This window comes from Hydrogenobacter sp. (assembly GCA_041287335.1).
Taxonomy (GTDB): domain Bacteria; phylum Aquificota; class Aquificia; order Aquificales; family Aquificaceae; genus Hydrogenobacter.
Map to the genome: position 1 here is coordinate 23,110 of JBEULM010000010.1, position 20,005 is coordinate 43,114.

The following is a 20,005-nucleotide window of genomic DNA, read 5'->3' on the forward strand; positions in this document are numbered from 1 at the left end:
TTTCTCCTCTTAAAGATATTTTACAGCGGGAGCCTCCCCTTTTTCACCCAAAAGAGAATAACAAAGCCAACAAAGAGTGAGGTTATAAGTACAGAAATAGGCAAAGCTGATCCTCTGTTGATCCTCTCAAAGGTATCAAGTAGAAAGAGAAAGAGTAAATAAAAGCCATAGATCACCAAAAGCACAGAAAAGATTTGCCACAATTTACTTAACACTTTCAATGTTAAACCTCCAACATGGTCTCTATAGTTACCTTCACACACTCTGCAAGCGCTCTGAGATTGTACCCACCTTCAAGAGCGAATAGGGACGGAACTCCGAGTGTTTTGCAAGTGGTTAGGATACTCTCAACTATGCTCTTTACCCCTTGTGTGGTGACGTTCAGGTAAGTTAAAGGATCATCTCTGTGTATGTCGTAGCCCGCTGAAACAAGTACAAACTCAGGTTTATACTCCTGCACGAGTTTAGGTAACAAGCTTTTGTATATACTTTCATACTCTTGGTCACCAGCTCCCGCATTAAGTGGCAAGTTGTAAGTGTATCCTAATCCTTTCCCTGCACCCTTTTCTCTGTCAGAACCTGTTCCCGGATAAAAGGGGTATTCGTGGGTGGAAAAATAGAAAACTCTGTCCTCTTCGTAAAAGCTTTTCTGAGTACCGTTTCCATGATGAGCATCAAAGTCAATTATAAAGATCCTGCTCAGGCCTTTGGTAAGAAGGTACCAGGCACCTATGGCTACATTGTTAAAGAGACAAAAACCCATAGCCTTTGAGTACTCAGCATGATGACCAGGAGGGCGAATTGCACAGAAAACGGTTTCCAGATTGCCCATAAGCAAAGTGTCTATACCTTCAAGTACTCCTCCCACTGCATGAAGTGCAACCTCATAAGACTCAGGGACCACATAGGTATCAGGATCCAAGTATCCTCCTCCCGCAGAACAAAAGTCATGCACTTCCTGTATGTATGCGAGATCATGATTTAGGGCTACATCTTTCACATTAGCTCTTCTGGGTTTTATTTTTATAACATCCTTTAAAAGCTTGTTCCTGTCAAGTTCCTGAATTATACTGATTAGCCTATCCATATTTTCAGGGTGATTTTTCCAGTTATGTTTAAGATATATATCATCATAAACGAAACCCGTTCTCATGCGAAAAAATTATATAATAGAAATCCCATGAGAATAGTCATAGTGGGAAATGGACCAGCTGCTGCGAGTGCTGTAGAGGCTATAAGGCAGGTAGATAGGGATTCGCACGTGATAGTGCTTTCTGATGAAGATTATCCTACTTACGCACCGAACTGTATGGAGAATGTCATAAGGGGGGATATATCTCAGAAGGCGCTTTTTTATAAGGGAGGCTATGCCTTTTATGAAAAGCACAGAGTGGACTTTAGACCTAAAAAGGAGGTTGTGAGTATAGACAACAAAAGAAAGGTAGTGATAGTGAAAGGTGGTGAGGAACTGCCTTACGATAAATGTCTCCTTGCTGCGGGAGCTTACAGTTTTATACCCCCTATACCGGGCAATCAACTTGGCGGTGTGACGACCGCAAAGAATCTGGACGATGCAAAGAGGATAAGAAATTGGATAACTTCGGGAAAGGTAAAAAAAGCTGTTATAGTCGGTGCAGGTCCGATAGGTGTAGAAGATGCGGAGACGCTTCTGCATATGGGTATTGAGGTACATGTGGTAGAGTTTTTTGATAGGGTCCTTCCTCGTATGTTGGATAAGTTTATGGCTGACAGGTATATGAACGTTCTCGAGCGGGAAGGGATAAAGTTTTACCTTAATCATCAGGTGGTGGCTATTCATGGGGAGGACGGTTGGGTTGAAGCTGTTGAGATAATGCACAGAGAGTCAGATAAAAGTAAGTTCATAAAAACCGATATGGTGATCCTATCAACGGGCGTAAGACCGAGAACCCATTTGGTGCAGGATACGGACATAAAGCTACACATAGATGAGAGTAAAGGAAGGTTGATAGGTGGTGTGCTTGTAAATGAATATCAACAAACATCCGATCCAGATGTGTACGCAGCGGGTGACATATGTTCGGGAAAAGATGCCTGGGGGAATCACAGATGGATAGCTCTTTTCCCTACAGCTCAGCAAGGAGGGGCTATAGCTGGCTACAACATGGTAGGACTTAAGATTGAAAATCCGGGGCTTGTGGATTACAATGCGGTAAAAACCAGATGGGTAACTGCAGGTAGCGGTGGTACCTTTGAGGATGCTGAGGATGCTTTCACGGCTGAATACGAAAACTATCTAATAAAGGTGTTTCTAAAAGAGGGAAGGGTTTGTGGATATCAGTTTGTTGGCATTCCTAGAGAGCTGAGATCAAACACAAGAAACGCTTTTTTACAAAACATACAAGCTCAAGACTTTTTAAGGAAAGTGCTAAATGAGAGAGGTTTAGGTCTTGAAGCTTCTGGTGTGCTTTTTCATCACTTTGTGAGATTCAGAGAAAGAGTTCTCTCTAAGGAAGCGCTGAAGGCTATAAAGATGGGTATGTTAAGAGCTCTTGCAAATCCAAAATACGAGATTCCCATATTCCATGTTTAAGATCTTCTTTGGTGGTAGTTTTGATCCTGTACATGTCGGACATCTGATCGTAGCAAGGGATGTTTTTGAAGATTTAAAAGTTGAAAAGATAATTTTTGTACCCGCATTTCAATCACCCCTTAAAGAACCTCACCGGGCAACTCCCAAACAGAGGCTGGTCATGCTTCATATGGCAACTAAGGGTGAAGGATGCTTTGACGTAAGTGATATAGAGATAAGGAGAGGAGGCATATCTTACACTATTGATACAGCGCAGGAGCTGCTTTCTCATCTTGGTGAAAGACCAACCTTTTTGGTGGGAGCGGACAGTATTCTAACGCTCCATATGTGGAAAGATCCTCAAAGACTCACCCAAATCGCCAGATTTGTTATAGCAGACAGAAACAAAAAAGCACAAGAGGTTAAAAAGTACTTCAAATTGAATTTTCCCAGTCTGAGAGAAGAGAGGGATTTTTTTATTCTTGAGACCAGAAACATAGATGTATCTTCAACGGAGATAAGGCAGAGATTGAAGGAGGGGAAAAGCATAAAGTGGCTCGTCCCGGAAGATGTACAAGAGTATATACTGGAAAAAGGTATCTATATTAGAGAACCACCACCGGCTTAAATTCTGCAGATTTTACACTGTAACATTCTCTGAAGACTGCATAAAGGCATCTTTTTGCACAGTACTCATGGTCAAGCCTCTTAAAAAGCTCTACTATGGAGTGACCTTTTGAATCAAAGATGAGATCCGCATTTATATGCTTCTCAAACTCTATTCTCTCAAGGATCGGATATACATCACAAGCGATATTTGCCATAGCGGGTTCTATCTTTTGTTTTCTTAATTCATCAAAAAGCCTCATGAGTGTAAATGCACCGGTAGCATCTATATAATGAACTGCTTCCATATCAAGTAAAAGGAACTTCAGATTACCCTTTTCTTTTCTTTCTTTGACTTTCTCAAGCACATACTCGTAAACATACTCAGCATTTGCAAAATACACAGGCATATTGGGTCTTATGTAAAGTATTTGAGGGCATTGAGGAAGCCTTTCCCTTTCAGCATTGACAAAAGTCTGAGATTGAGGGTTTCTGGTAAGTACTACGAGCCTGGGATACATGGTTTTATATACGAAAGATCCAAGAGCTATGAGTGTTCCAAGAGTTAGAGCGACCCAAAGCTCCATAAAAAAAACGCTTCCAAAGGTTATACCTGCAACTAATCCATCAATTCTATTTACCTTGTACAGCTTTAGTATTTCCTGAGGCTTTATGAGGTTTATGACTGCAGAGAGGACGATCGCTGAGAGTGTCGCTTTGGGAAGGTAATAAAAGGCAGGAGCTACGAAAAGTAAAGTTATACCAACCGCACTGCCTGTTATAATACTCGCAAGGGGAGTTTTTGCACCAAGCTGAAAGTTAAGAGCGGATCTGGAAAAAGATCCACCTACGGGAAAACCTTTAAAAATGCCTGCTGTAATGTTTGCCATTCCTTGCCCTATAAGTTCCTGATTTGCATCCCATTTGTCACCGGCTTGAAGAGCGAGGCGCTTTGCTATAGCAACCGCCTCTATAAGTCCAAAGGCGGCAACTACTATAGCACCACCCCAAAGGGAGGCAATAGTTGAAAAGTCTGCCTTAGGAAAAGATGGAGTTGGTAAACCCTGAGGTACGTTACCCACTATGGCTACGCCAAACTTTTCAAGCCCGTAAAAGTATGAAAGTGATGAGGTTATCACGACGGCAATAAGAGCGCCAGGAACGAGAGGGTGTATTTTTTTGGAGATCCATATGACTGTGTAAGCCAAGAGTCCTATTCCCACCGTATAAGGATTGATATTTTGAATTTTTTGAAAAATATCAACGACTACCTGATATATTAACGTGCTTTGAGTTATCTTAAAGCCAAGCAGATGTCCCGCCTGACTGAGAGCTATTACAAGCGCGCCAGCGCTGGTAAAACCTGTTATAACACTCGTTGATATGAGTTCAACTACAAAACCCAGCTTTAACAGACCTATGGTGAGCCTTATAAAGCCCACCATAAGAGCTAAAACACCCATAAGTGAGATCCATTTATCTGACACAGGTTCTGCCATAGAGTAAAGCACAGATGCGGAAAGAAGTGCTGTCATAGCAACAGGTCCTGTAGCGAGAAATCTTGAACTTCCAAACATTGAAGCCAGAATGGTAGGCAAAAAGGATGCGTATAGTCCGTATATGGGAGGCATACCTGCAAGCAGAGCGTAAGCCATGGATTGAGGTACCAAAACCGCTGCAACTGTAAGACCCGCTATTAAATCTCTTGCGATTTTATCCCGGTCGTAATCCTTAAGCCATCGTAAAAATGGAGCTACCTCAAAAGATATGGTAATCCTCATTTATCTGATAAAAATTTTACCAAATCTTTCGTAAACGAGTGGCAAAATCAAAAGTGTTAAAGTCGTTGAAGTAAAAATTCCACCTATTACCACAACGGCTAAGGGTTTTTGTATCTCGGAGCCTATGTCGGAAGCAAAAAGCATAGGAACTAATCCTAAGGATGCAGCCGTAGCGGTTATGAGTATAGGTCTTAGTCTTCTGCTCGCGCCTAAGAAGACAGCTTCCCTCACGCTATAGCCGTTTTCCAAAAGGGACCTTATGTAAGATATGAGAACGACACCGTTGAGCGTAGCTATGCCAAAAACAGCTATGAAACCTAAAGCCGAAGGCACTGAAAGGTTATAGCCCGAAAAGTAAAGAGCCACTACCCCTCCTATAGTAGCAAACGGTACGTTCAATATTACTATGAAGGCATCCCTGAAGGAGTTATAGTTTATATACAAAAGCAAAAAGATGAGCATTACGGATAAAGGAACGACTATAGAAAGTCTCTTCATAGCTCTCTCTTGGTTTTCAAACTGTCCTCCGAAGGCTATAAAGTAACCCGGCGGTAGCTTTATATCCTTTGATATCCTCTCCTTTAACTCTCTCACAAATCCACCCAGATCCCTTCCTGATAGATTGGATTGAACAAGGGCAAATCTCATACCATTTTCCCTCCTTATCTTCTGAAAGCCTTCGGCTACTTCCAGATTAGCCAGTTGGGAAAGGGTTAAAATGCTGCCATCTTTCAAAAGCAGGGGCATATTCTTGAGTTCAAGTATGTCCTTTCTCTCAAGTCCTATAACTATGGGGAATAGGATGGTATCTTTCTGGAGTTGCCCTACCTCTTTTCCTCCCAAAGCATAGGAGACAAATTTCATGAGATCGGCAGTTGTCAAATCGTATCTCTTTAGCATATCCATTTTTGGGATTATGCGAAGTTGTAACTTACCTGATTGAGCTTCTGTCTCCACATCTACAGCACCCTTTGTGCCTTTTACTATTGTCTCTATCTGATACGCTATCTGGTTTATCTTTTGCAGATCATCTCCGAACACTTTTATGGCTATCGTAGATTTTACGCCTGACAGTAGCTCATCGATCCTCATCTGTATGGGTTGTGTAAAGCTAAACTCTACTCCTGGAACACCCTTTAGCCTTTCTCTCAAGAGATTTACAAACTCCTCCCTGCTTTTGAAACTCTTCCACTGGGACATGGGTTTGAGAATTATGAAAGTCTCTATGTAACTTACATCCTCAGGCTCCCCTACCTCAGCTCTTCCTATATTGGAAAAGGTTCTTACAACCTCAGGATAAGAAAGAGCTGTACTTTCAACAAGTTTGGCTACCCTTTTGGCTTCTTCAAGGGAAGTGTTAGGATTTAAAAAGGACTTTACAAGCACGGATCCTTCCTCAAGTTGAGGCGCAAACTCAGTTCCCACTCTTGAAAGTAGAAACAGGGAAAAAAAGAAGGAACATACAGCAATGCCTATAAGTACCCATCTTCCTTTTGTCGCTTTCTCTAAAAGTTTCACGTACCCTTCTCTTATCTTGCGAAACAGGTACGTTTCCTCCTTTCCCGCCTTGAGAATATAAAAAGACAAAACTGGCATAAAGAGGAAGGCAACTAACAACGAAGAAAGAAGGGCAAATATTATGGTCATGGCTAAGGGTTTGTAATACTTGCCCTCTACAGATTCCAGTGTGAATATGGGAAGAAAGACAACTATTATTATACCTATAGCAAAAAGCACAGGGCGCATCACTTCTCTGACCGAGTCTGCAATCAAAGAAAGTCTGTGCTTTTCTCTCGTTTCGGATAGGTGTCTGTATATGTTTTCTACCACAACAACTGTTGCATCGGCAAAAAGTCCCACACCGATAGCAAGACCACCTAAGGACATGAGATTACCCGATATGCCTGCAATTTTCATGAAGGTAAAAGTAAAAAGCATGGTGAGCGGTATGGAAAGAACTACGAGAAGAGCTGTTCTCAAGTTCCAAAGATACAAACTTATAGCTACGGATACCAGAATTATCCCTTCAAGGAGAGCCTTTTCTACAGTGGAAAGAGCCTTTTTTGTAAGATATGCCTGATCATAAAGAATTTCAAGCTTCACACCTTCAGGAAGTATCTTTTGGACTTGTTCAATCTTTTTCCTGAGATCCTCCACAAGCTTCATGGTATTCGTGCTTACCCTTTTGAGGACTATGTTTCCCTGTATTTCTTCACCGTTTAGAGTAAAGGCTCCTCTCCTGTTTGGAAGCTCCGAAGGTATAACCTTGGCTATCTGCCCGAGCTTTATCCATGTGCCGTCAGATTTTCTAACGGGTATGTTTTCAATGTCTTCCACGCTTTTTACCCTTCCAAGTCCTCTGACCACCATATCCCCCTGAGGTGAAAGCATGAAGCCACCCCCAGCTATTTGGTTATAATCCTCAAGAGATAGTATAACATCTTGAAGGGTTATACCGTAAAGGGTCATCACGTCTGGGTTTAAACTTACTACATACGCCCTTTCGGGTCCCCACTGGGATATCTCTTCAACGCCATCAACAGACTTGATAAGCGGTTTTATCTTCCACATCTGCAAGGTTTTCAGATCCTCAAGAGAGTAATTGCCCTTTTCATCTACCAAGGCGTAAAAGAGCACGTTACCAAGACCTGAAGTGTTTGGACCCATTCTTGGCACATACCCCTGAGGTATCTGCGCTTGTGCTTCCGGCAGTTTTTGGGCTACCAAGTTTCTCGCAAAATACACATCCGTACCGTCCTTGAAAAAGGCGGTAACGTAAGAAAGTCCGGGGAGGCTTACTGACCTGACAAGATCCACATCCTTTATGCCGGAAAGTACGGACTCTATGGGACGGGTCACAAGCACCTCTGTCTCTTCGGCTGAGAGTCCCGGCGTTTCTGTATATATAACTACTTGCACGGGTGTTGGATCAGGGAAGGTATCTATGGGAAGTCTCACAAAGTTCCAGATCCCTATAAGCACGCTAAAAAAGAGAAGTAGCAAAATCAAAATCCTGTAGTGGAGCAATTTACTCATTTTTCTACCTGTGATCTCAAGAAAATCAAACCGCTGATTGCCACTTGTTGACCATCTTTGAGTCCGTCTACCAACACCATCTGCCCCTCCTCCTTTATCCTCCTGACAGCTTTTACGCTGAAGCCTTCAGGAACTTTTACGAAAACTACATCTCTGCCGTCTATGTTTTGGATAGCCTGAACAGGAATCCAAGTACCTACCGTGGTACCAAGCTCAAGAACAACCTCCGTCATAAGCCCAGGTCTTAAAAGGTCTTTTACATTGCCCACCAACAACCTAACGGGAACTCTCTTTGTATTTTGATCTACCTCGTGGGATACATAATCTACTTTGCCTTCTATCCTCTGTCCTTGCCAAATTAGGTATCCCCTTATACCTTTTTTCACTTTTGCCACATCTTCGGGCATTGCGTAAGCGTAAACCCAGAGCTTTTCATGGGAGTGAATTTTAAACATCTCTTTGGATATATCAACACCACTTCCGGTATATATCTTCTGCTCTATCACGTACCCATCTATGGGAGATCTTACCAAAATCCCGTCACCTATTATCTCACCGAAGGATCTAAGTGTTGTTAAAAGAGCCTCGTACTCACCTTTTGCCTTTTCGTAATCTATCTTTGCACTGTAGTATCTCGCATAAGGAATGACCTCCTCTTTGTATAACATTTCCTCTCTGTCAAGCGTTTCCTGAGCGGTTTTGAGCTTTACCTTAGCCATTCTGATCTGAGCTTGAAGGTCCGCTATCTGAGGTGAATAAACCAAAGCCAAAGGTGTGCCTTTCTTCACTTTATCCCCTTCCTTTACAAATATGCGTTTTACTACACCGCTGACGGGTGGGTAAATCTCTGCCACAAGACCTGCATACTCACTTACCTTTGCAGGAAGCCTAAGCTCTTCCTTTACCTTCTCTAACTTTACCGTGTAGAGTTTTATACCGAGTTTTTGTTGGATCTTTTGATCAAGCTTCAAAGTTTGAGAAAAAACGAGGAGAGGAAGTACGAAAAAGATCAACAACACTTTCACAGATCACCTCCCAAAAGCAGGTATTTGGCATACTCTCCATGAGCCTCCATGAGGAGGTTTGATCTGTACCTGAGGAGCTCTATGTATCTTCTTTTTGTGTCGGAAAGCTCAAGGGCTGTGATAGTTCTAAGCCTGTAGCTTTTTATTGCCAAACTCAACTCATCACGAGCCTTAGAAAGCAGATAGTTGTCTATCTTACTTACTTCCTCCTTCAGTATACTGTACCTGCTCATTATACGCTCGTATTCGCCTTGCGTATTTATGAGTTCCAGCTTTTTAAAGTTTTCTAAACTTCTCGCCTGTGAAGAAAGTTGGAGAATCTCAGCCTCCCTTCTGTAAAAGAGGGGTATGGTGGCAGAAAAACCGATTCTGAAACCGTAGGAGCTTTCGGACACTTTTTCACTGAGAGCCTCTATACTAAGTTGCGGTTTGGCTAAGGTCTTCTCTACCTCAATGCTTCCCTTTACGCTCTTTATCAGGTAGGTATAGTACCTTATCTGAGGCAGATCTTCAAAATTCAACGGTTTCATCTCCCTGAGGTCTTCCAAACTTCCATCTACATCACTTACACTTTCACCAATTAAAAAAGAGAGACGTTTGAGAGCATTCGCATAATCGTTCTTAGCTATTTCAAGCTCACTTCTTGCAAGCTCAAGTTCCCTCTCAGCTCTGAAAAATTCAAGCTTTGTCACCTCACCTAAACCAAAAAGCTTTCTCACAAAATTGTAAACATCTTCGTTTATGCGATAATTCTCCTCAGCGATACGCAAAAGCTCCCTTTTATGCAAAGCAGAGTAAAAAGCTACATAAACTTCACTTTTTAGCGTGTTCCTCTCACGGGCTATCCTTTCTTGAAAGGCTAACACTTCGTACCTGACCGCTTTACCCATCAAAGTACCCAAAGGATAAAGAAGCAAAGGCTGTGAGTAAGAAAGTCTATATACAGGATTTGTTCTAACACCTTCCTTTGAGGTTCCCAAATTCCCCAGTTCCACCCCAAGGGTCGGATTAAGATAGCTTCTGTACATTAAGGTCTTTCCTTCTATAGCTTTGCCCTCCTCTTCAAGAGCCTTCAGTGAGGGATAAAAAGAAACAGCCTTTTCTATTGCGGTTCTCAGATCAATACCGTAAGAGAGTCCTATAAGTAGGAGCAGTATGATCATTAAAACCCACCCTTCAAAAGGTAGTCGTAAACAATGCTACCACCCCACCTTCCCTGCAGGAAAAGAAGCAAAACACCTATAAAGAGCAGTATGCTGTATATGTCTCTGATCTTCTCTGATTGAGTTCTACCTTGTAAGAACCTCAAGACGCCAATGAGGAGGAAGAAAAAACTCAGAAAGAAACCGAGAAGCTCGTGGGACTCAAAAACGGGAATTTTGTGTAGTCTTTCTTCTATAGGCTCATGGGCTATTATGCCAGAAATTGTAGCTCCCAAAACTGCAAAGACGCTCACATAAGTGAGCATACCGTGCAGACCATCCGGAGTTTTTTTCCTAATCCTGTAGTATATGTCCGTTAATAGCAAAAACACCGGAAAAGCTATAGCAAAATGTACTACAGGTGGATGAAGTTTTACAATCTCCATATCTCGCCTCCGCTTTTATTGTACGGATCATATATTAATACAACATTAATACGGTAAAATTTACTTATTGAAGAACATTTACCATGAAACGTTTGTATCTTGTTAGACACGCGCAGAGCGAATACAACGAAAAGGGAATATTTCAAGGAAGGCTTGATAGCGATCTTACTCCTCTTGGATTTGTGCAAGCGAGACTTCTGGCTATGGAGTTTATGGATAAAGAAGTACAAGTCATTTACTCTTCACCACAGAGGAGAGCATACAAAACAGCCCTGACCATAGGTGACATACTCGGTCTTGACGTTATTGTGGATAATAGGCTCAGGGAGATGTCTTTTGGGGATTATGAAGGGAAGCACTTTTGGAGTATGGTAGAAGAGTACAGAGAGGTTTTTTTAAACTGGCTTACAAACCCTGTCATGTATCCGTTACCCACACAGGAGGGAATGGAAGAATTCAAAGGAAGAGTAAGTGACTTTATAGAGGATGTAAAGAAAAGTCATTACAATAACATATTGGTGGTTGCACATGGAGGGACACTTCATGCTATCGTGTGTCTTGTGACTGGGCTGGGACTTGAGAATCTTTGGAACATACACATGGACAACACAGGCATAACTGAACTTCGCATAGAAGGTAATAAAGGTATCTTAGTTTATTTAAACAGGTTGTGCCACACAAAGGGACTCACCTAAAACGAGTGATCCTAAGGAGTCTACCTTTTGGCACGAACTCAATGCTTATAATAATGTCACAGCAATCCATATCCTTTGCCCATTCAATAACCACAACCCCCTCCCCTATAAACTCTTTAAAATCAAACTCATCAACCCTATACAGATCTATGTGTATGAGTCTTCCCTTTTTCGTAGGATACTCATTGACGAGCGTAAAGGTGGGACTCCTAACTTGATAGCTTTCAAATATACCCATACCTTGAGCTATACCCTTAACGAGCGTAGTTTTGCCTGCTCCTATCTCTCCCAAAAGACATATAACTTCTTTGCCAGTAAGGGATTCACCTATATTTCTTCCCAGTTTTATAGTTTCCTCCTCAGAAGTGGAAATTATCTCCATGTGTGCTATATTATAAAAACTATGGAATTTTTCTTCTTCACTGATGTTTATGCGGACAGACACCTAATAGATTACTACATAGTATCCTTTAAGCTTATAAACCAGAACGTAGTCAGCACGAAAGAGTGGGAAGGCAGGAAGTATATAACGGAGATAAAGGACTGGCAGAGCTTTAGGGAAAACGTTTACGATATAGTACTTTATGAGTTTGGAGACGAAGTGGAGAGGTTTACGGATATAGAAACCGCATTGAGAACAGCTTATAAAATGGCATATACGGAAGCTTCAAGGAAATTACCCAAAAACATACTGCCATCTGTGGGTATAGGAACCCCTCCCCTTGATGTGATAAGGATGGTCTTCCCTGTGAGCTTTGAGTTTGAACCCTTCCCTAAGGATATAGATGTGTTTCTTGACAGGATAGTGAGGGAGATGGAAGAGGAAATAACAAGGAGTGAATTCAACGATGACGACGAAATCCCTTTCTGACCTTTTAGAGGAACTGACGCCTAAGAGAATAGTTGAGGAGCTTGACAAATACATAGTGGGTCAAGAACAGGCTAAAAAGGCGGTTGCCTTGGCACTCAGAAATAGGTGGAGGAGGCAGAAGCTCCCAGAGCATATAAGGGATGAGGTAGCTCCAAAAAATATCCTCATGATAGGTCCAACGGGTGTGGGAAAAACGGAGATAGCAAGGAGGCTTGCTCAACTCATAAAGGCTCCCTTTATAAAGGTGGAGGCTACTAAGTACACGGAAATAGGTTACGTAGGAAGGGATGTTGAATCCATGGTAAGGGAGCTTGTGGAAGCCTCTTACCAGATGGTAAAGCAGGAAAAGATCCAGAAGGTAAAAGAAAGAGCCAAAAGGGCAGCGGAAGAAAGGGTGTTGGATTATCTCGTTCCTCAACAGCTCACTTTCGGTATAAGAGAACAGCAGGATACGGGAAAAAGGGAGATGATGAGAGAAAAGCTCAGAAGCGGTGAGCTTGACGAAAAGGTTATAGAGATAGACCTACAAGAAAAAATGACTCCTATGATAGGTATCGCTGGACCTCCAGGCTTTGAAGAGCTTGAGGAACAGATAAAGAGTATGCTTGGTAATATAGTGCCTGCAAGAAGGAGGAGGAAGGTTAAAGTGAAAGAGGCTCTTTCTTTGCTTGAGCAAGAGGAGGCGGAGAAGCTCATAGATACGGAGGAGGTATCTCGTGATGCCATACACAGAGCTGAGAATTTCGGGATAATATTTATAGACGAGATAGACAAGATAGCGGTTAAAACGCCAGGTGTAGGACCAGGTGTTTCAAGGGAGGGTGTACAGAGAGATCTCCTCCCCATAGTTGAAGGCACCACGGTTAAGACCAAGTACGGACCTGTCAGAACGGATCACATACTTTTTATAGCAGCTGGTGCCTTTCATATGGCAAAGCCATCGGATCTTATACCTGAGCTTCAAGGGAGATTTCCCATAAGGGTAGAGCTGAATCCTCTGACTAAAGAAGACTTTGTGCGTATACTTACCGAGCCTAAAAACGCTCTTACAAGACAGTATGTGGAACTTTTAAGAACAGAAGGAGTCCAGATAGAATTTACTGAAGATGCGGTAGAAGAGATAGCGAGAATCGCCGAGGAAGCTAACAAAAAAACTGAAAACATAGGAGCCAGACGTCTTCACACTGTTATGGAAAAGCTTCTTGAAGATATATCCTTTAACGCACCGGACATGGAAGGGCAACACATCATCATAGATGCGAGGTTTGTCAGAGCAAAGCTGGAAAACATTGTCAAAGATGTGGAACTTTCCAGGTACATACTATGAGGGACATTCCTTTGCGGATGCTTGTAGAACGCCTTGAAGAACTTATCACAGCTCAGCAAAAGCTTGCGAGTTTTATGCTACTTGCGGAAGGGATGAAACTATCTGTATCTACAGCTTTAGATATGCTTTACGCTCATATGGAGATGCTTGACCTTACATCCGATATAATAAATGCCCTTCAGGATATTTCTGATGACTATACCAGAGAGTATGCAATCACGCTTACGGCTGAGGCTTTATCTTGGACAGGCTTTATGTTACCTTACATAGAATCGTCTTCTCCCATCTTCATAGAGCATATAAAGATAGAAAGTCAACCGATAATATCGAGGATAAAGGCTATCGTCTCCCTTATAGAAAGGTTAGGTTCAGATATGGACGTCTTTTCTTCCGAAGAGATAATAAAAACTATTGATATGATCTCAAAAGCCATTAGATACCAGCTTTTTATGGTAAAGAGATCTTACGAAACCATGGCGTGAAGACATGCTTGTACTTAAATTTGACAAAGATGGACTTATTCCCGTTGTAGCTCAGGATTACAGAACTGGAGAGATCAGAATGTTTGCATGGGCAAATGAGGAAGCCGTAAAAAGGACAGTTGAAACAGGTTACGCTCACTACTATTCAAGATCAAGGCGCAGTGTGTGGAAAAAAGGTGAGACGTCCGGTGAACTTCAGAAGGTAATAGAAGTTAGGGTTGATTGTGACGAAGATTCACTACTTTACATAATAGATCAGGAAAAGAATAAAGCCTGTCACACAGGAGAAAGGAACTGCTTTTTCAGAGACATAAAAGGGGATCCTGCGAGGAAGGTCTTACCTTTTGAAACTCTACAAAGACTTCAGGAGATCATAAAAAGCAGGATAGAAGAGAGAAGGGAAGATTCATACACTTACAGATTATATATGCAAGGTGAGGACAGAGTACTTCAAAAGTTTGGAGAGGAAGCTGTGGAAAGCCTCATAGCTCTAAAAAATGGGCATCGTGAACATATAAAGGCTGAGCTTTCGGACATGCTTTATCACATGCTCGTTATGCTTACCTTAAGAGGTGTTGACATATCGGAAGTCTTTGAAGAGCTTTCAAAAAGGTTCAGGTAACTTATAACCTCGCTTCTTTTACGTTCTTTTTTTTCCACAAACCACCTATAATTTCGTAAAAAGCTCTCTGTAGCTCTACGAGCTGTGATATACCGCCAAGAGCTAAGGATAGCATTTTATCAAATTCTTCCCTCGTAAATGTATTCTCCTCGCCTAAAGCTTGTATTTCGGATATTCTACCTGAACCTGTAGCCACAACGTTCATATCTACGCTCGCACTTGAATCCTCTTCGTAATTGAGATCAAGGAGAACCTGCCCATTTACCATACCTACACTTACAGATGCTACAAAGTCTTTCAGAGGTGTAACGCTTAGAACACCATCGTTGTAAAGTTTTATAACTGCGTCAGCAAGAGCCACAAAAGCACCAGTTATAGAGGCAGTTCTTGTGCCTCCATCAGCTTGTAACACATCGCAATCCACCCAAAAGGTTCTTTCCCCTATTTTTGTAAGGTCAAGGGAGGTTCTCATGGCTCTACCTATCATACGCTGTATCTCGTGAGTTCTTCCGCTTATCCTCCCTTGCACGGATTCTCTTATATTTCTTGTGACGGTTGCCCTCGGAAGCATAGAGTATTCGGCGGTAATCCAGCCCTGCCCCTTACCCTTTAGGAATGGAGGTACACCTTCCTGCACGGATACAGTACATATCACCTTTGTGTTTCCAAACTCAACAAGACAAGAGCCTTCCGGATGTTGTAAATAATCCCTAACTATTCTTATAGGTCTTAGCTCGTTGGCTTTTCGCCCGTCCTTTCTCAAATCTTTGCTCCAAGAGTCTTAGCCTTTTCTATAACCTCCTCTATGGTGCCCACCATGTAAAAAGCCATCTCAGGAAGGTGGTCATACTTTCCTGTGAGTATCTCTTTGAAGCTCCTTATGTTGTCCTCAAGCCTTACATACTTTCCGGGCATACCTGTGAACTGCTCCGCCACGTGGAAGGGCTGAGCCAGGAACCTCTGAATCCTTCTCGCTCTGTTGACTATAGCCTTGTCCTCTTCTGAAAGCTCTTCCATTCCCAGTATGGCTATGATTTCTTGAAGCTCCTTGTACCTCTGGAGTATCCTCTTTACCTCCATAGCTGTCTGATAATGTTCTTCTCCTACAAACTCAGGAGCAAGGTATTTGGAGGTGGATTCAAGGGGGTCAACCGCCGGGTATATGCCGAGCTCCGCAAGCCTCCTTGCCAGCACTGTGGTGGCATCAAGGTGGGCAAAGACGGAATAGGGTGCCGGGTCTGTAATGTCGTCAGCCGGCACATAAACCGCCTGTATAGAGGTAAGAGAACCTTTTTTGGTGGAGGTAATCCTCTCCTGCACCTCTCCTACGTCCGTGTTTAGAGTGGGCTGGTATCCCACTGCAGAGGGCAGTCTTCCAAGAAGGGTGGAGACCTCAGAACCTGCCTGCACGAACCTGAAGATGTTATCTATAAAGACAAGCACGTCCTGACCTTCCACATCTCTGAAGTATTCGGCCATGGTAATGCCTGTCTGAGCCACCCTGAAACGCACGCCCGGAGGCTCGTTCATCTGTCCGTAGACCATCACCGTGTAAGGAAGCACGCCCGATTCCTTCATCTCATGCCACAGGTCATTCCCTTCTCTTGTCCTTTCTCCCACGCCTATCACAACAGAAAAGCCCTTGTGGAACTTGGCTATGTTGTGTATAAGCTCCTGCATGAGAACCGTCTTTCCAACGCCCGCACCACCAAAAAGACCCACCTTTCCACCCTTCACATAAGGCTCCAAAAGGTCCACCACCTTTATACCCGTCTCAAGTATCTCCACCTTTGTGGATTGTTCCTCAAGGGGTGGGGGCTCTCTAAACATGGGCCAGTATTCTTCTGCATTGACAGGTCCCGCCTCATCTATGGGTTGTCCCACCACATTGAATATTCTTCCGAGGGTTGGTCTGCCAACAGGCACCTTTATGGGACCGCCAAGGTATTCCACCTCCTGACCTCTTACAAGCCCGTCGGTGGCACCCATCGCCACGCATCTCACCCTGCTCTCTCCTATGTGCTGAGCCACTTCAAGGAAAAGCTCCTCTTCCGCCCAGTTTCCCCTGTCGTCTATAAACTTCCTCCTTGTCTTTAGACCGTGCCTGACGGGTGGAAGGTTCTTTTCAGAAAACTCCACGTCAATGACCGCACCTATCACCTGCACTATTCTTCCTTTCATAACCGCCTCCTTGAGGGTTTGAAAATATTATAGCACGTAATAGGAGTAAATATTGCGAGCTTATGCTTTACTTTTCCTGTAAGCAAGGCTTACCTTCTCCTTGTTCAAGGTGTAATAAATAGTTAAATAAATCCTCAGCCCAGTTTTTATCTTCAAGGAATAAAACATGACAATTTTTGTAATCCTCTTTTGTAGGGGGGTTGCTTCTCCCCTTTATCAAATCTTGGTAAGGAGTATTAGAAAGTATAAAAGATTCAAGTATAATTTCTTTATCAATAATGCCTCTTTGTTTTAATTCGTTTTCTATTTCCTTAATCTCTTTTGAGAATCGTATTTTTTCATTATCTAATTCCTTCATATGTTCTAAACCTTTTGGGTCTATAAAAACTATAATCTGTTTCTTATTATCTTTTACCCACACAATAAAATCTGGATAAAAGCCTGACCATTGAAGCTGAAAACCAACTCCTGAAAATGGAACATTTCTTAGCAAGTATATTTCCAAACCAGAAAATTTTTGTTTATTTTCATTTATGTATTCCCTAAGCCCTTCAATAAATTTTCTTTCACTTTCAACTAAACCTTGTGGTTTCATCTCGTCTATTTCCTTACTCTGTAGTAATAATGGCACGTATAAAGACCTATCAAAATAAATATGCGGTAGAATTTCACTATTTTCCTTGAGTAATTTTTCAAAATCTTTTATTAATTCCCTTATCTCTTCAATTAATTTTTGTTTTGTCTTTTCTATCTTAACCGCATAGCCGTATTTTCCACTTGATATAGAGGGTATAGGAAGGCTATCTAATTGTTTGTAAGTTAGATGTTCTGTTTCAAATCGCTTAGCTTTCTTCTTGTAGAATAAGTCAATATACTTCTTTATAACCAAAAGTGCTATATCTTCTAATTTTTCTATATTTTCTACATTTTCATTGTTGGGTAATAGTATATTGTATTGAGAAGATATAAGAATATCTTTGAGAATATTCATATCAAAAACCAAATTCCAATAATTTCTCTGCATTTTAAACCTTACCATCTCTGAAAAAATCTCTTCCCAATTTAGTAAGCTAACAATTTCTTCTGTAAACTTTGAGCCTTCAGCTTTTATTTTTGTTTTTTCTGTTTGTATCTCTTCCTTTTCTGACTGGTATATGGATACCTTTGGTGTTAGGTCGATTGTATAATTTATAGTATTATCAATTTCTAACTTTAGAAATTTCTCTTCTTCAAACTTCTTTTCTGATTTAGAAAGGATATAAAGCTCCTTCCATTTATCTTCGTGCATGGGTTTTACTGGTATTTCAATGTTTTCAAAATCAACATCTTCACGCCTTATAGCTTCTAAAAATTTGTTTAGATAATCCGCTTTTATTCCATATATGTTTAGAGTTTCCAAAACCTTTATATCCTCATTACCACTTCTTTTTAAAGACATGTTTTGTCCTTTGAGCCTTACTCCCCTTCCAAACAACTGAATAATCTGTGGTCCCTGCCCTCTTCCGATGTTTAAAAGTCCCATTGAAGAAACACGCCATGTATCCCATCCTTCAATAAATTTCTTTGAGCCAATTAGAATATTTATACTTGAATTTTCTTTATTAATATCGTTAAAGAGAGAATTGGAAATCACATCTTGCTCAATTGAAATACCCTTTGCCTCTAAGAGCTTTTTAAATTCAGAAACATTACCGATATTTATAACACCAAAATATGGATTTTCACCTACTTTTAACCCTATTTCTCCTTCCGCCTTTTTTAGCTCAAATAGCCTAAAAGCACCCTTTCCACCAAAGACCTTTTCATATAAATCTTCAAGTTTAATATTCTTTCCTTTGAGATAATTAAATTTATTCTCAAAAATATCCTTTTGATTTCCATTTTCGTTAATTTTTAGACTTCCACTTAGGATATCTTCTGCCATTCTTTTTAACCATTCTTCGTTTTCTATAGCCTTTTTGATAAACTCTAATATTTTAATTACATCAGAAATTGTTTCTTTTTCTTCCTTTGTGAGTTTTCCTTTATTGCCGTTTTTCCCAATAACTGTTGCACCGACAAAAATCCAAAGTGGTTTTTCAATATTATATTGCTTTGCTAAATCCTTTTTCTCCTCATAAGCAAGAAGTTGTTCGTAGAAGGATAGAAGATTTGCGGTAAACATTAACTCTTGAAACTTTTCATCGGACATTGCTCCCGGTTTTACGTTCATGATAAAAAAGTCCTTACCATAACCGTCAAGGTAAAAGTATTTATAGGAATAATCAAAAACAATTGATTTAGCATACCTTCTAAGCGTTTCAGGGTTCTTTTCACTAAGAATCTGTCCGAAAGTTGCACTATATTCAAAGGTAAAGCCTTCTTTGGCAAGCTCATCTCTTATTTTCGCCCATTTTTGGTCTTCTGCTTTTCTACCTTTATGTGCTTCATCTACGAAAACAAGCGTTTTCCCCTCAAAGGTGCTTACCGGGATGGACATTCCACTGCCTTTCTTTTCTTCTACGAACTTTGTTATTTCTATAATCAGGATTCCATTTTTGCCGTTTGAAGAAATACTTCTGGAATTATTAGAATAGAGCTTACAAGGAATTCCACTTTTTTTTAACTCTTCAAAATGCTGTCCTGAAAGTACCTCGTTTGGAGTAATAAGAATAATATTGTCAGGAGTAAATAAATCATAATTAAAAAACTGGTAGTAGTTTATATGCATTATTAAGGTTTTACCAGCACCCGTTGCCATCCAAAAGGCAAGTTTTCGTAAATCATCTTCAGTGAATTTGTCTATGATGTTTTGGTTTTTGTAGTTTTTTTCAATAAAACCATTCAGTTCATTCAAGAATATATCTTTGTTGTTCTTGAGATTGTCAAGTACAATTTCGGTAAAAAGCACTGCAAGGTATTGAAAATACTTTAGGCTTATCTGACCACGAATTCTGCTTATTTGATTCACATACGTCTTAATATTTTCATCATAAATATAAAGTTTTTCTTCGGGTAATTTACCCGTTAGCCCTTTCAAAACATTTACATAATAACTCCTCCCATCACTATCGTATCCCTCCTCCACACCTTTTAACCTGCCAAACAATTCTCCATTTTCATTTACTCCAAAGAGTGAAAGTAGATATTTATTTAGTATCAGGTACTTTTCTAAATTCATTATCCGACCTCCATCAACCTTTTAAGTTCAGGTTCTATGAATCTTATTTCCCAGTTTTTAGGAGTTAAAATACTTTGTCC

18 protein-coding genes are annotated in these 20,005 nt (G+C 41.0%); 7 read left to right on the forward strand and 11 right to left on the reverse strand.

Annotation, left to right across the window (positions count from 1 at the left end):
* Positions 1 to 20: 20 nt before the first annotated feature.
* Positions 21 to 215, reverse strand: coding sequence for a hypothetical protein (locus ABWK04_01435; protein MEZ0360548.1), 195 nt, complete (start codon positions 213 to 215; stop codon positions 21 to 23).
* Positions 216 to 223: 8 nt separating this feature from the next.
* A complete protein-coding gene (locus ABWK04_01440; GenBank protein ID MEZ0360549.1) occupies positions 224 to 1,153 on the reverse strand; it encodes a histone deacetylase in 930 nt (309 codons plus the stop codon).
* A 27-nt stretch (positions 1,154 to 1,180) separates the two neighbouring features.
* On the opposite strand from ABWK04_01440, the gene ABWK04_01445 reads away from it, so the two are divergent.
* Both ABWK04_01445 and nadD read left to right on the forward strand, forming a co-directional pair.
* Complete coding sequence (locus tag ABWK04_01445; protein MEZ0360550.1) at positions 1,181 to 2,572, forward strand: FAD-dependent oxidoreductase; 1,392 nt, start codon at positions 1,181 to 1,183, stop codon at positions 2,570 to 2,572.
* On the forward strand, positions 2,565 to 3,179 hold the full coding sequence (gene nadD, locus ABWK04_01450) for a nicotinate (nicotinamide) nucleotide adenylyltransferase (protein ID MEZ0360551.1): 615 nt from the start codon (positions 2,565 to 2,567) through the stop codon (positions 3,177 to 3,179). The genes ABWK04_01445 and nadD overlap by 8 nt, the downstream gene beginning before the upstream one ends.
* Here the strand turns inward: nadD and ABWK04_01455 are convergent.
* The 5 genes from ABWK04_01455 to ABWK04_01475 are packed head-to-tail and all read right to left on the reverse strand — an operon-like array spanning position 3,157 to position 10,587.
* On the reverse strand, positions 3,157 to 4,938 hold the full coding sequence (locus ABWK04_01455) for a SulP family inorganic anion transporter (GenBank protein ID MEZ0360552.1): 1,782 nt from the start codon (positions 4,936 to 4,938) through the stop codon (positions 3,157 to 3,159). The genes nadD and ABWK04_01455 overlap by 23 nt on opposite strands.
* The gene (locus ABWK04_01460) at positions 4,939 to 7,974 is read right to left on the reverse strand and encodes a CusA/CzcA family heavy metal efflux RND transporter (GenBank protein MEZ0360553.1); all 3,036 of its coding nucleotides are present in this window, start codon (positions 7,972 to 7,974) and stop codon (positions 4,939 to 4,941) included. It abuts the gene before it with no gap.
* On the reverse strand, positions 7,971 to 8,999 hold the full coding sequence (locus tag ABWK04_01465) for an efflux RND transporter periplasmic adaptor subunit (GenBank protein ID MEZ0360554.1): 1,029 nt from the start codon (positions 8,997 to 8,999) through the stop codon (positions 7,971 to 7,973). Before ABWK04_01465 ends, ABWK04_01460 begins: the two co-directional genes overlap by 4 nt.
* Positions 8,996 to 10,162 carry a TolC family protein gene (locus ABWK04_01470; GenBank protein ID MEZ0360555.1) on the reverse strand — a complete coding sequence of 389 codons (1,167 nt, stop codon included), beginning with the start codon at positions 10,160 to 10,162 and terminating at the stop codon, positions 8,996 to 8,998. The genes ABWK04_01465 and ABWK04_01470 overlap by 4 nt, the downstream gene beginning before the upstream one ends.
* Positions 10,162 to 10,587, reverse strand: a complete 426-nt coding sequence (locus ABWK04_01475; protein ID MEZ0360556.1) for a DUF2231 domain-containing protein — start codon at positions 10,585 to 10,587, stop codon at positions 10,162 to 10,164. The genes ABWK04_01470 and ABWK04_01475 overlap by 1 nt, the downstream gene beginning before the upstream one ends.
* Before the next feature lie 83 nt (positions 10,588 to 10,670).
* Between ABWK04_01475 and ABWK04_01480 the strand changes: the two genes are divergently transcribed.
* A complete protein-coding gene (locus tag ABWK04_01480) occupies positions 10,671 to 11,282 on the forward strand; it encodes a histidine phosphatase family protein (protein ID MEZ0360557.1) in 612 nt (203 codons plus the stop codon).
* Here the strand turns inward: ABWK04_01480 and tsaE are convergent.
* A complete protein-coding gene (gene tsaE, locus ABWK04_01485; protein MEZ0360558.1) occupies positions 11,275 to 11,664 on the reverse strand; it encodes a tRNA (adenosine(37)-N6)-threonylcarbamoyltransferase complex ATPase subunit type 1 TsaE in 390 nt (129 codons plus the stop codon). The two genes, ABWK04_01480 and tsaE, sit on opposite strands and share 8 nt — an antisense overlap.
* 21 nt (positions 11,665 to 11,685) lie before the next feature.
* Here tsaE and ABWK04_01490 point away from each other — a divergent pair, with 21 nt between their 5' ends.
* The 4 genes from ABWK04_01490 to hisIE are packed head-to-tail and all read left to right on the forward strand — an operon-like array spanning position 11,686 to position 14,584.
* Positions 11,686 to 12,153: a hypothetical protein gene (locus ABWK04_01490; protein ID MEZ0360559.1), complete on the forward strand. Its 468-nt coding sequence runs from the start codon at positions 11,686 to 11,688 to the stop codon at positions 12,151 to 12,153.
* Positions 12,131 to 13,480 (forward strand): ATP-dependent protease ATPase subunit HslU, encoded by a 1,350-nt coding sequence (gene hslU / locus ABWK04_01495; protein ID MEZ0360560.1) that lies wholly within the window; start codon positions 12,131 to 12,133, stop codon positions 13,478 to 13,480. Before ABWK04_01490 ends, hslU begins: the two co-directional genes overlap by 23 nt.
* Positions 13,481 to 13,497: 17 nt before the next feature.
* Positions 13,498 to 13,962: a hypothetical protein gene (locus ABWK04_01500; protein ID MEZ0360561.1), complete on the forward strand. Its 465-nt coding sequence runs from the start codon at positions 13,498 to 13,500 to the stop codon at positions 13,960 to 13,962.
* Positions 13,963 to 13,966: 4 nt separating this feature from the next.
* Complete coding sequence (gene hisIE, locus ABWK04_01505) at positions 13,967 to 14,584, forward strand: bifunctional phosphoribosyl-AMP cyclohydrolase/phosphoribosyl-ATP diphosphatase HisIE (protein ID MEZ0360562.1); 618 nt, start codon at positions 13,967 to 13,969, stop codon at positions 14,582 to 14,584.
* A gap of 1 nt (position 14,585) precedes the next feature.
* Here hisIE and rph read toward each other — a convergent pair whose 3' ends face one another.
* The 3 genes from rph to ABWK04_01520 form a co-directional block, all read right to left on the reverse strand.
* Entirely contained in the window at positions 14,586 to 15,347 is a 762-nt protein-coding gene (gene rph, locus ABWK04_01510; protein MEZ0360563.1) for a ribonuclease PH, read from the reverse strand.
* Positions 15,344 to 16,765: a F0F1 ATP synthase subunit beta gene (gene atpD / locus ABWK04_01515; protein MEZ0360564.1), complete on the reverse strand. Its 1,422-nt coding sequence runs from the start codon at positions 16,763 to 16,765 to the stop codon at positions 15,344 to 15,346. Before atpD ends, rph begins: the two co-directional genes overlap by 4 nt.
* A 67-nt stretch (positions 16,766 to 16,832) precedes the next feature.
* Positions 16,833 to 19,925, reverse strand: coding sequence for a DEAD/DEAH box helicase family protein (locus tag ABWK04_01520; GenBank protein ID MEZ0360565.1), 3,093 nt, complete (start codon positions 19,923 to 19,925; stop codon positions 16,833 to 16,835).
* Between the last annotated feature and the right edge of the window lie 80 nt (positions 19,926 to 20,005).